Raw genomic sequence first — 12,045 nt, 5'->3', positions numbered from 1 at the left:
ATCGATGGCGACGATCGGAAGGGGGGAGGGCATGGGGGTGGATGAGTGGATGAGTGGATGGGTGGATGAGTGGGTAATGGGTAGTGGGTAATGGGTAATGGGTAATGGGTAATGGGTAATGGGTGGAACGCAGTTCCACAAGCCTAAAACCTAAAACCTAAAACCTAAAACCTAAAGCCTAAAGCCTAAACAGCAGGCAAAATGCCAATATTATCAATCAAGCGGGTATTTTCGATGCGTCCGGCGATCGCGAGTAAAGCTGGCTTATCTAGTGTGTCGATCGATTGTAAGGTGTGCGGATCGACAAGTTCTAGGTATTCGAGGTGAAATTCGGTGACGGTGCTGAGTTCGGTTTTAGCGGCTGTGAGGAGTTTGTGCGGGTCGGTTTCGCCGTTTTTGGCTAATTTTTGGGCTTGTTGGAGACTGCGGTAGATGACGGCGGCTTGAGAGCGTCCGGTGGGCGATAGGTATTGATTGCGAGAGCTGTGTGCTAAGCCGGAATTGGCGCGTAAGGTGGGACAACCGACAATGCTGACGGGGAGGTTGAGATCGGTGACGATGCGGCGGATAATGGCTAGTTGTTGGGCATCTTTTTCGCCAAAATAGGCGCGATCGGGTTGGACGATATTCAGCAGTTTAGCGACGATCGTGGCGACGCCTTGAAAGTGTCCGGTGCGGGTATTGCCGCAGAGCCGATTTACCATCGATGCTGGAGGGACGACTTGAGTGAGTGTATCCCTAATGCCCATACTTTCGACAGTGGGGACGAATAACATATCGACACCTGCGGCTTCACAAATCACCCGATCGATTTCGAGCTGACGTGGATATCGATCGAGATCTTCATCTGCCGCAAATTGTAGGGGATTGACAAAAATACTGACAATTACGACTGTATTTTCCGATCTGGCTCGCTCGATCAAACTCTGATGTCCCACATGTAACGCTCCCATCGTCGGTACGAATCCAATTGATTGGGAGCGATGGGACTGGAGATAACGATCTAATTCGTGGGGAGTAGTGAGGATCGGCAGATTCATTCGGAACTAGGGGGTAGAGAGGAGACGAGGTAGGAATTGGGTAATGGGTAATGGTTAATGGGTAATGGGTGTAGGAAAGATGACTTCGCTGGGCACACTTTCCTCCCTTCCCCTTTCCCATTTACCCCCTGTTCCACACTAAAAAAACTGTAACTAGCAACTTGGTTTCTTCTCTACCCTCTACTCCCTAACGAAACATGCTGCTGACGGAATTATCTTCATGCACCCGCCAGATGGCTTCGCCTAATAAATTGGCGACAGAGAGCACTTTGAGTTGGGGAAATGGCTGCTTGACTGGCGGTAGCGTATCGGTAACGATGACTTCCTCAAATAGTCCGCCAGAGAGCCGTTCGATCGCAGGTGGTGAAAATACCGCATGGATCGCACAAGCATAGACTTGACGCGCCCCCTGCTGGCGCAAAATTTTTGCACCTTCAGTAATCGTCCCACCCGTGTCGATCATGTCATCGACGAGAATCGCTGTTTTGCCAGCAACGTCACCGATCACATTCATCACTTCAGCGACATTATGTGCCTGACGCCGTTTGTCGATGATGGCGAGTGGCGCATCGTTGAGTTTTTTAGCAAAGGCACGAGCGCGAGCCACACCGCCGACATCTGGCGATACGACGACGACATCTGGCAGATTTTTCGCAAGTAGATAATCGATAATTACTGGCGAACCGTAAATATGATCCAGGGGAATATCGAAGTAGCCTTGAATCTGAGCGGAATGGAGATCCATCGCCAAGACTCGATCGGCACCAGCCATGGTAATCTGATTGGCAACTAATTTAGCTGTAATCGATTCGCGTCCGGCAGTTTTGCGATCGGCACGAGCATAGCCATAATAAGGCAGCACCGCCGTAATCTGGCGCGCCGATGCCCGCCGACAAGCATCGATCAGGATGAATAATTCCATCAAATGATCGTTAACCGGATGGCAAGTTGGTTGGATGAGGTACACATCACAACCACGAATGGATTCTTGGATCTGAACGTAAATTTCTCCATCCGCAAATCGTTTGCGCATCATCGGGCCGAGATCTAGCCCTAAGTAACGAGCGATTTCTTTGGCTAGGGGCACGTTAGCGTTGCCAGAAAACAGTCGAAGACGGCTGTTATCACCACTAATCGATGGGATTGTCGGAAGCGTCAAGGTAGCAGACCGGATCACAGCAGACCCTCAATAAGTTCTATATTTTGCAAGGCAATTCTAACACTCTCATTCACCACTCGTCTCTTTAGATCGAAAAAAAAATGATTTCGACTGATTTTGGTAAATTATGTAACAAAAAAATTAACCATCTCATCTTATGTGTCTCTCGACACTGACATCGCCATCATAGGGCAGCACTGCCGTAATCTGGCGCGCTGATGCCCGCTGACAAGCATCGATCGAGATGAATAATTCCATTGAGCGATCGTTAACCGGATGGCAAGTTGGTTGGATTAAGTACTCGGTCGTCTATCCACTAGCTCGAAAAAACTCGCTTTATACTAATTTTGGTAAACTATTTGACAAAAAAATTAACGATGTCATCTTATGTTGCGATCGATGTCCATTCTAGTAACGATCGAGCCATGAGGCTCTACTAACGGCTAGAATCTGCATTAGTCGATCGCTCCCCTCAATTGTGTGGAAACCTCTACATTAGGTAGATGGTCTTTCGAGAGGGGGAAGATACAATAGAAACCAGGCTGCTTTCATAGATCGCACATAATTTACCGTACATAGCCAAGATTATGACCAATACTCAAGAAACGCAAATGACACTAGAAGACCGGATCGAGCAAGCACGGGAAGCTGCTCATCAGGCTGGCGAAAAGTTTGGTAAAACTTCTCCTGAATTTGCTGTAGCGATGGAAATTTTAGAAGAATTACATCAAGAATCAGGACACCAACGTAGCGCGCAGCCTAAAAATTCCCTCGAACGCTTCTGTTCGGACAATCCAGAGTCTCCAGAGTGTCTGCTCTATGATACCTAAACTCTCTCAAACTCAAGTTCTGACACTAGTTTGACAGATGAATAGAGCTTTGTAGATGATTTTAAATCTTAGCCGCACTCCCAGATGGGGTCGCTCGATGGCAAGTAATGGCAATTACTTGCCATTCTCATTTTTAGTACTGTTGCGCTCGAAAATTATCTCTCTCCCCCATTCGCTATCGCCTATCCCCTGACTTCGACAGTAAGTCTCACTCGATCCGCCGCTAATCTAGCAAATAACTCAAATCGGGAAGCTGGGGAATAATCCCGCCCGGATTGAGTGGAAATAAATTTCCATAATAATCTTGCAAAATTGTCGGAAAATCACAAGTAGCGGCGACACCAGGCAAATGATAGATTCGATAAACGTATGCCTGAAGCTGGGTATAATCTCGAATTCGCCGTCGATTGCACTTGAAGAGGGTGTGGTAAACCAGATCGAAGCGAATTAAAGTTGTAAATAACCGTACATCCGCCAACGTCAATCGATCGCCGCAGAGGTAAGCTTGAGTCGCGAGCAGATCGTTAATGCGATCGAGTGTGGCAAATAACTCGCTATAAGCTTTGTCATAAGCCATCTGTGTCTGGGCAAAACCGCAGCGGTAGACGCCATTATTGACTGTTTGGTAAATAGTCTCATTCCATTGGGCGATCGCGTCCTGGAGGTCTTCAGGAGCCAGATCGAGTTCGGGATGCACCGCATATTCATTAAATTCTGAGTTCAGAATTTCAATTATTTCGGCACTCTCATTATTGACGATCGAATATGTCTGGGTATCCCACAACATCGGTACCGTCGATCTTCCGGTATAGCCAGTTTTCCCATATCGATACAATTCTGCCAGCGTCTGACACCCTTGTACTGGCTCTGGCAATCTCCACCCACCTGCATTTGCGTCGCCTTGAAGTAAGGTAACGTCGATCGTGCTTTCTAAGCCTTTTAATGCCCGCACGACTAAGGTACGATGCGCCCAGGGACAGCTCCACCCAACGTACAACCGATAGCGATTGGGTTGGGGCTTATAAATACCCTCGATCCGCTGTCGAAATTCACTTTGAGGACGTTGGTATTCTCCTCGATCGTTTCGTGGTGCGAGTTGTGACATCATTAGTTGCCAAATCTGCGTCCAGATCGATCGACCTGTTTGGATAATCCAGCTTGGGGGGATTGCCATGGGATTGATAATTGATAATTGATAATTGATAATTGATAATTGATAATTCATCTCGAAAATTGGGGTAGGGGCAATTCATGAATTGCCCCTACCCCAATTTTCGATCGCCGATCGACCTTCATTTTAAATGCAATTAATTCGAGGTCGGATCTGCCCCAAACTGTTTCCCTAATCGATGCCTTCTGTCCCTTGTCCGACGAAACCACTGGGAAAATTTCGCTGATATTCAGCCATCAGATCGTCCATTTCAATTAATGCTTGGTCGATATCGATCGACAAACTACTGAGCGTCGGATCGGCTTGATATCTTAACAACATCGATCGCTTGCTCTCCACTTGAGCGATCCGTTCCTTCAAACTTTGTGCATCCATCATAAGATTATTACTTTAGTTAATGTGATGTGATTCGTAACTATCGATCGAGCAAAAAACTCATCTATATACAAAACTCCCAACTCCCAACTCCCAACTCCCAACTCCCAACTCCTAACTCCCAACTCCCAACTCCTTCACTGCTGCCAGATATTGAGTATCTTTATCTGTAGCTGCGGCTTCGATCGAAATGGGGGGAGTCGGGATGACTCGATCGGGTGTGATGCCCAATTTGTGGATATCGTGATGGTTGGGAGTTTCGTATTTAGCAACGGTAATGGCTAAACCACTACCATTGGGGAGATCGAATAAAGATTGGATCAAACCTTTGCCAAATGTCTTGGTACCGACGAGCGTGGCGCGTCCGTTATCTTGTAAGGCTCCAGCGAGAATTTCGCTGGCACTGGCAGTACCTTCATTTACTAGTATAACCAGTGGGGCATCGGTCAGGGCGGTACCTGTAGCCTCGATTGCATCGATCGCACCGCGTCGATCGACAGTGTAGACGATCGTGCCTTCATTGAGCCATTGGCGGGCAATTTCGACGCCAGATTGCACCAATCCACCAGGATTGTTGCGTAAATCTAGAATGTAGCCTGCAACGCCTTGTTGTTTAAAACTAGCGATCTTGTCAGCTAGTTCTTGCGCGGCTTTGGCACTAAATTGAGCTAGGCGCAGATAGCCGATTTTGCGGCCATTTTCGGTATGTAGCTCGGCGGTAACGGGATTGAGTTCGATTTTTTGACGGACTAAGATCGTCTCGCGCGGCGGATTGTCGCCTGTTTGCACCATCAAACTGACATTGGTACCCGTCGCACCGCGCATTTTGACAGCCGCCGTATCGAGGGTTAATTCGGATGTCGGCGTGGCATCGATCTGAACGATGATGTCGTGGGGCAAAATTCCCGCTTGGGCGGCTGGGGAACCAGCAATTGGGGCGATCACCTCGATCGCGTCGCTACCCGCCTTAATGCCGATTTGTAAGCCCACTCCAGACAATTCTCCAGCCGTATTTACCTGGAGCGATCGATATTGCTCTGGGCGCAACAACCGCGTAAAGGGTTCATCCAAAGTCGCAATCATTTTGGTAATTGCCCCATATGCGGCTTCCTCGTTGGGGATTTGCTGCTTGAGAGTGCGATCGCGTACCAGCCACCAATTTTGATGGTTGAAGTCGTTATCGTAATAAGCCTGATTAATCGTCCGCCAAGCTTGCAACACTAATTGTTGCTCTGGTGTAAATGCAGCGGCTGAAGGGACACCCCAGAGCCAAAATAGAGCCACTTGCAGACTCAAGATCCAACCAAACCAAAAACTAGCTCTCACGATCGATACCACTGTCCTTTCGAGGTGTGTTAAATTTTGTAGAGGTAAAATGAGTAACTTACCACCAAATATTACTAAATTAAACAATTTTGGGCATATTTGGTACGAGTTATGTCTCGGATAGGCTCCTGTCCGACCGGACAGTAAATCTTACCCAGCCATTATTTTGAGCCAGAGGATCTACCATCCTCCTGGCGTTATAATATATAACACGACATTAGAGAGAAGCACGGCACCCGTCAATGTTTACCAAGCAAGTTACCAATAGTAAAACCTACCAATGGTTTGACGAACGTCTCGAAATCCAAGGAATCTCCGACGATATCGCTAGTAAGTACGTTCCGCCCCATGTTAATATCTTCTACTGTCTTGGTGGGATCACCCTAGTATGCTTCGTAATCCAGTTTGCTACTGGGTTTGCGATGACTTTCTACTATTCGCCAACTGTAGCTGATGCTTTCACTTCGGTTCAAAAAATCATGACGGAAGTCAACTTTGGTTGGCTGATTCGTTCCATCCACCGCTGGAGTGCCAGCATGATGGTCTTGATGATGATCCTCCACTCCTTCCGCGTGTATCTAACAGGTGGATTCAAAAATCCTCGCGAACTTACCTGGATTACTGGTGTAATTCTGGCAGTTCTGACTGTTAGTTTCGGCGTAACTGGTTATTCTCTCCCTTGGGATCAGATCGGCTACTGGGCAGTCAAAATCGTCTCTGGCGTACCCGAAGCAATTCCTGTCGTTGGTGTAGCCATGGCTGACCTCCTCCGTGGTGGTTCTAGCGTCGGTCAAGCAACTTTGACTCGTTACTACAGTTTGCATACCTTCGTACTGCCTTGGTTGATTGCTGTGTTCATGCTGTTACACTTCATCATGATTCGTAAGCAAGGGATCTCTGGGCCTTTGTAAATTGGCATACTAGTATGGATGAGCGTTCTGGTGGTAAACGTTTAGCCCACTACACGCTCGTCCAAGCGTTCCAATCTACTCGGACAGATGTTCGATCGTTGAGACATTAAATTAGATAACCAAAATTTACGTCCTTAATTAACTATGTCAACTCTCAAAAAACCGGATCTTTCCGATCCAGCTCTTAGAGCAAAACTAGCTCAAGGCATGGGTCACAACTATTACGGCGAACCAGCTTGGCCGAATGACCTGCTTTACATTTTCCCTGTCGTGATCTTTGGTACGATCGGTTGCTGTACTGCTTTAGCCGTTCTCGATCCCGCTCTAATTGGCGAACCTGCAAATCCGTTTGCTACTCCGTTAGAAATCTTGCCTGAGTGGTACTTGTGGCCTGTATTCCAACTGTTGCGCGTCTTACCTAACAAACTCTTAGGAATCGCTTGCATGGCTGGCGTCCCATTAGGTTTGTTGGTAGTTCCTTTCTTGGAAAACGTCAACAAGTTCCAAAACCCTTTCCGTCGTCCAGTAGCGATGGCAGTATTCCTCTTCGGTACTGTCTTCACCATCTACTTGGGTATCGGTGCAACTATGCCGATCGATAAATCTTTGACTTTAGGTCTATTCTAAATCAGTTTTATTCATGCGCTTGGCCTAGCTAGTTTTTACTAGCTAGGCTTTTTTTCGGAGTTTTAACCGCATCACTGCAAATCGATTTTGAGTTGTTTGTAGGGACGATCGATCGTCACGCTAGCAATATTTGGCTGGAGTGGCAATCGATCGTTCCTCGAACGATTTGTAGTAACTAGTCTATTGGCGAGATGCCCAGTATCCGATTGCCAAACTTACGCCGACACCCCATAACAACCAGGCGGCTGCTAGCAAAAGTTCTGCCTGTCCGAGACCATACCAGCCTTGAAACCAAGTTAACCCAACACCATCTAATAACAGAGCAGTCAAGGCCATTATTGCTACAGCACTCAACAGTTCCTCACCATCGATTTTACCAACTACGGCACTAATTTTGACTAAAGCCCAGGCGATCGGAATGGAAGCAACAAACCATAATACGAGCCAAGGATTACCATTGACAAATAATGACTCTCCTCCAGTCCGAATAAATAATAAGGCTTCAAACCAAAACGTCATCCCCAGCAGCACAAATAAGCTCGGGTTGAAAGCTGTTTTCTGTTGTGTTATCTGAGTCATATTCTTCACTCCAAATATTTGCGAATGGTTTTTGCGATCTTGATGACTCGATCGAGTGTTATTTAATACTGTTTTCGCTCTAGAATTTGTTCTCGACGATATAGGAACAGCGGCAGAGAACAAGAAAGCCCAATGCCAAATGTTAGGACGACATAGAGTAAAAGCCCTAGAGAACTAGACCCTAACCGTTTGAGTTCGATCGAGGCAAAAATGAAGAAGACACTGGCACTAATTAGCAGATCGCTCGCCCAAGTAGTCGAAATATTATTTGCGAACGTGCGTTGCAAAAATAAGGTTGGCGACAATAGTGCGGCGGGATCTTGTAACAACCAAAACCAGGGCACGATCGACCCCACGATCGTCAGGATTAAATAGAATGTCTTGAGATTGAATGAGTGTGTGGTCGGGAGATTCGCTGAAGTTGACATACTTGGATAACCTCAATTTGGGTATGTCACAATCTTGGCAAAAGGGGATAATTAAAACAATTACCTGTGAGGTAATAGAAGTCACTGTTTTTGTGAGTCTTGCCATGCAACAACATCTAACTGTTCTCGACGATCGAGTAGACTCATTTGGAACGCTACTTAAACAATGGCGAGATCGACGCAATTTCAGCCAGCTCGATCTCGCACTCTCTAGCGAAGTCTCCCAACGTCACATCAGTTTTCTCGAATCGGGACGCGCTAAACCCAGTCAGGAGATGGTGTTGCAATTGGCAACTGTTTTAGAGATTCCGCTCAGACAGCAGAATTTGTTACTCTCAGCCGCTGGATATGCGCCGATTCATACGGAGACGGATTTATCGGCTCCCGAAATGGTTCCGGTGCGCAAAGCGATCGATCTGATTTTAGGGCAACACGAGCCATATCCAGCATTTGCAGTCGATCGATATTGGAATTTGCTCCTGACGAATCAAGGTGCGACTCGATTGCTTGGTGCATTTATCGCTCCCGAACGACTGCAAGGTATCTTTGATGCAGACGGCAAGATCAATCTGCTGCGGGTGATGTTTCATCCCCAAGGGCTGCGTCCGTTTATTGTCAACTGGGAGAGCGTTGCCAGCCATGCATTGCAACGACTGCATCGAGAAACGTTAGTCGAACGGGAAAGCGATTTTTCTACGGCATTACTCAAAGAACTAACGAGCGATCCAGATATCGATCGAATCTGGCAAACCGAACGTCGTAACACTGTGCAACATACCTTGTTATTGAGCGTTCATTTCCAGCGCGACGATTTAGAGTTAAAATTCTTCTCGACGATCGCGACATTAGGCACCCCTTATGACATCACGCTTCAAGAACTGCGGCTCGAATGCCTATTTCCCGCAGATGAGACAACCGAACGCAATTGGCAACAGCTTCCCCACTAACCGATTAACATCAGACGATTTACAGATTGCGATCGACTCTCAACGATTGACGCTACTTCGACTCGATCGATATACATAATAAAAAGGACTGTCAGGAAAACTTTCCATCCAGTCCTAGGATCGAGTTAAGTGTGAGAACGCCTACAACTAAAAACATTGGCATGGCAGCTCGATTACTTTTAGTACCCACAACTAAAATAACGAGTCAATTCCTGAAGGTGTTGCCAAGTTTAGTTGAAAATAATAAAGGGGATTGTCGAACGTTTTAGACAAATTCTCGTCGCTAAATCTTGCGGTGAGGAGTATGTGTAAGATTGGCTACTTGACGAGCCTCGCTAGGCGAGGGTTTGAACTATTCATCCAACAGTGTCCCCGAATCGAAACTTTAGTTAGAGCGAGCCATAGATTGCTCTTGGATCTTGCTTTTTGCAGCCTTGAACTGAGTAGCCATTTGTTCGCGTTGGTCGTCGCTACAGTTGTTGCGAATCGCTGCAAACATTTCGCTTTCTTCCTGACGAACGTGGTCGGTGACCGCTTTTTTCAGGGTTTCGACTTTGGCTTTGAAATTACCGTCAGAAGGATTCATCGCTTTGATTTCTTCTAACATTTGTTTCATTTCTGCCTGCTCGTCATATAGTTCTTGGGTGTCGCCATAGAACGGACGGACTGCTGGATAGACAACTTCCTCTTCTGCTTCAGAATGTGCGGATAAATCTTTGTAGATTTGACCGAAGTATTCTTCGATTTTTTGAGGGTCGTTAGTGTTGTCAATTTGCATGAATAGCATGTTGACTTTGTTGTGATCCGCACGGATGACATCTTCAACATTCATGTCAGATTTGTCGCTGGTTTGAGTAACCGCACTACCGACGATACCGGAGAATGCCGCGATCGAATCTTGGACGCGCGCCCACAGACCTTGGTCTGCTTCTTGTCCGGTGAGTTCGCGGACGCCTAAGCTTTCGAGTACGCCTTTGAGTTGTTCTTGGTGAGCGCGGTTTTCAAAGTTGATCGTATTCAAAGGTGCGATGGCGGCTTCGACATCAGCACCAACTACTTGTGCGGCTTTGTGTACCAACACACCAGCCATGAATTGTTGGTGTTTGAGTAATTCGTGTTGAGCGGCTTTTTCGTATACAGTCAGCTCCGAACCTGCCATCAACTCTTCTACTTTTTTAACCATTTCTGTAATTGTTTCTTTGGGTTCGCTCTTAACCCCATACTGAACCATTACAGTATCTAAAACACCTAAATTTTTACGATCGTCATCTAACATCTTGCCAAACCGATCGCGGATTTCCCGATCGTCACAAGCAGACATTAGCTTTTCTTCGTTAGAGATTAGTAAGTTTTGAACTTCTTTCATCCCAGCTAGTTTGCAGGCGATCGCCGTGCGTTTTGAATCATCAAGAGTGATAGACATTTGTTTGTTCTCCTTCTAATAAAAGCTCGTTGGTTGTCAACGAACCATCTTTCTTTAAGATAAGTTATTAAAAGTTGTAACTTATCTCTCTAACGACAGATTGTAAATATCTGTCTTTGGGGAGAGCAGGTTAAGGTTCAAATATTTACTCGAAATTTATGAAGAAAAAATGTAATTTACCACCTAATATTTAGGTGGTAAATTATAATTTAAGGAGGGAGATTTAGAGTTAAACATTAAGCTAGCGATTTACCAAAGGCTGTCAACGCATTACCCAACTTCTGGATCGCTCCTTTAAACCCACGTCCGGCATTAGCCGCAGCGACGGTAGTTTTCTCACCCAGTTGAATTAGTTTCTCACTCAAGTCAGCACCTTTAGACTTGCTGCCTTTCAAAAGCTGCTTGAGTTCTTTGAGTTCGGTGGCAATTTCCTTGAGACTCTTATCTTCAGATTTATGTAGCAAATCGTACCAGCGATCGATCTCGCCGACGGAAGCTTTGGTATCGATTTTGTCTGGTTCTTGTTTGAGAGTATCAACCAACGCATCTAAATCTTCAAGCTGCTCGGAATCTTCAGCTTTGGATAACGATCGACCGATTTTAGTAAGTTGTTTACCTAATTGTTGTAAAGGTGCTTTGAGTCCTTTGTCAGCATCTCCAGCAATTTCGATCGTTTGCTCGCCCAAATGAACGATTAAATCTCCAAGTTCGTGTCCGCTTGGCTCTTTGCGCTTCAAAAGTTTTTGAAGATCTTTGAGTCCGCTAGCAAGTTCTTTTGCTTCGGGCTGTTTGGACTGTTTTAATAAACCATGAAATGTATCGATCGTCTCCAAGGCAGTATCGGGATCGATCGTGCTTAAATCACCTTGTAATGCTTGTGAAAGTGATTCAATCTGTTGCATTCCTTCCGAGTCATCTGTGGACTCCGAATTTGCCGATTTTGAAGAGGTTTCAGATTTTTTCTTGGCTTTAGTTCCGTCGGCTAGTTCTTGTTGAGCAGCTCCATTTTCAATTGAGTCTTCTTGAGTTGATTCGCGTTTATCCTGAATCTGTCTTTCGCTAGCCATAAATTCTAAATCTCCACCAGTAGATGATTAACCCCAGCTTACAAAGCTTTACCCCTAGTTCCCTCGTTCGATGGGTGTAGGTGTTTATCCTCCAGTTGAGAGAGAGGGGATGGGTGGACGAGATTTTGGATTGCGGATTGCGGATTGCGGATTGCGGATTGC

The 12,045-nt window shown here is 46.2% G+C and carries 13 protein-coding genes and 1 pseudogene; 4 read left to right on the top strand and 10 right to left on the bottom strand.

The genetic code is table 11. The features are described 5' to 3' along the window. Positions 1–185: 185 nt before the first annotated feature. The 3 genes and pseudogenes from panC to C7B77_RS12770 form a co-directional block, all read right to left on the bottom strand. Positions 186–1,040, bottom strand: a complete 855-nt coding sequence (gene panC / locus C7B77_RS12780) for a pantoate--beta-alanine ligase (protein WP_106305078.1) — start codon at positions 1,038–1,040, stop codon at positions 186–188. 187 nt (positions 1,041–1,227) lie between these two features. Further along, entirely contained in the window at positions 1,228–2,217 is a 990-nt protein-coding gene (locus C7B77_RS12775; protein ID WP_106305075.1) for a ribose-phosphate pyrophosphokinase, read from the bottom strand. Between the two features lie 144 nt (positions 2,218–2,361). Next, a pseudogene (locus C7B77_RS12770) lies at positions 2,362–2,499 on the bottom strand (ribose-phosphate pyrophosphokinase-like domain-containing protein); the annotation flags it as partial. 287 nt (positions 2,500–2,786) lie between these two features. On the opposite strand from C7B77_RS12770, the gene C7B77_RS12765 reads away from it, so the two are divergent. Then, a complete protein-coding gene (locus C7B77_RS12765; RefSeq protein WP_015162467.1) occupies positions 2,787–3,029 on the top strand; it encodes a Calvin cycle protein CP12 in 243 nt (80 codons plus the stop codon). Positions 3,030–3,252: 223 nt separating this feature from the next. Here C7B77_RS12765 and C7B77_RS12760 read toward each other — a convergent pair whose 3' ends face one another. From C7B77_RS12760 to ctpA, 3 genes are all read right to left on the bottom strand, one after another. Continuing rightward, complete coding sequence (locus C7B77_RS12760) at positions 3,253–4,254, bottom strand: glutathione S-transferase family protein (RefSeq protein WP_245894176.1); 1,002 nt, start codon at positions 4,252–4,254, stop codon at positions 3,253–3,255. A 117-nt stretch (positions 4,255–4,371) separates the two neighbouring features. Next, positions 4,372–4,578 (bottom strand): hypothetical protein, encoded by a 207-nt coding sequence (locus C7B77_RS12755; RefSeq protein ID WP_106305072.1) that lies wholly within the window; start codon positions 4,576–4,578, stop codon positions 4,372–4,374. Between the two features lie 111 nt (positions 4,579–4,689). Then, positions 4,690–5,904 (bottom strand): carboxyl-terminal processing protease CtpA, encoded by a 1,215-nt coding sequence (gene ctpA / locus C7B77_RS12750; RefSeq protein ID WP_425430824.1) that lies wholly within the window; start codon positions 5,902–5,904, stop codon positions 4,690–4,692. Between the two features lie 239 nt (positions 5,905–6,143). Between ctpA and petB the strand changes: the two genes are divergently transcribed. Together petB and petD are read left to right on the top strand one after the other, a co-directional pair. Further along, positions 6,144–6,812 carry a cytochrome b6 gene (gene petB / locus C7B77_RS12745; RefSeq protein ID WP_106305069.1) on the top strand — a complete coding sequence of 223 codons (669 nt, stop codon included), beginning with the start codon at positions 6,144–6,146 and terminating at the stop codon, positions 6,810–6,812. A 144-nt stretch (positions 6,813–6,956) separates the two neighbouring features. Continuing rightward, positions 6,957–7,439, top strand: coding sequence for a cytochrome b6-f complex subunit IV (gene petD, locus C7B77_RS12740; RefSeq protein WP_106305066.1), 483 nt, complete (start codon positions 6,957–6,959; stop codon positions 7,437–7,439). A gap of 180 nt (positions 7,440–7,619) precedes the next feature. Here petD and C7B77_RS12735 read toward each other — a convergent pair whose 3' ends face one another. Next, positions 7,620–8,018: a DUF5367 family protein gene (locus C7B77_RS12735; protein WP_106305063.1), complete on the bottom strand. Its 399-nt coding sequence runs from the start codon at positions 8,016–8,018 to the stop codon at positions 7,620–7,622. A 62-nt stretch (positions 8,019–8,080) separates the two neighbouring features. Next, positions 8,081–8,446 (bottom strand): DUF2834 domain-containing protein, encoded by a 366-nt coding sequence (locus tag C7B77_RS12730; protein ID WP_106305060.1) that lies wholly within the window; start codon positions 8,444–8,446, stop codon positions 8,081–8,083. Between the two features lie 23 nt (positions 8,447–8,469). On the opposite strand from C7B77_RS12730, the gene C7B77_RS12725 reads away from it, so the two are divergent. Next, complete coding sequence (locus C7B77_RS12725; protein ID WP_106305058.1) at positions 8,470–9,393, top strand: helix-turn-helix domain-containing protein; 924 nt, start codon at positions 8,470–8,472, stop codon at positions 9,391–9,393. A gap of 385 nt (positions 9,394–9,778) precedes the next feature. Here the strand turns inward: C7B77_RS12725 and C7B77_RS12720 are convergent, their stop codons facing one another. Both C7B77_RS12720 and C7B77_RS12715 read right to left on the bottom strand, forming a co-directional pair. Further along, positions 9,779–10,816 (bottom strand): hemerythrin domain-containing protein, encoded by a 1,038-nt coding sequence (locus C7B77_RS12720; protein ID WP_106305055.1) that lies wholly within the window; start codon positions 10,814–10,816, stop codon positions 9,779–9,781. 236 nt (positions 10,817–11,052) lie between these two features. Further along, on the bottom strand, positions 11,053–11,883 hold the full coding sequence (locus C7B77_RS12715) for a hypothetical protein (RefSeq protein WP_106305052.1): 831 nt from the start codon (positions 11,881–11,883) through the stop codon (positions 11,053–11,055). Between the last annotated feature and the right edge of the window lie 162 nt (positions 11,884–12,045).

Origin of the sequence: Chamaesiphon polymorphus CCALA 037, from assembly GCF_003003845.1 — a bacterium.
GTDB lineage: Bacteria > Cyanobacteriota > Cyanobacteriia > Cyanobacteriales > Chamaesiphonaceae > Chamaesiphon > Chamaesiphon polymorphus.
This window is presented reverse-complemented; position numbering and strand designations above follow the sequence as displayed.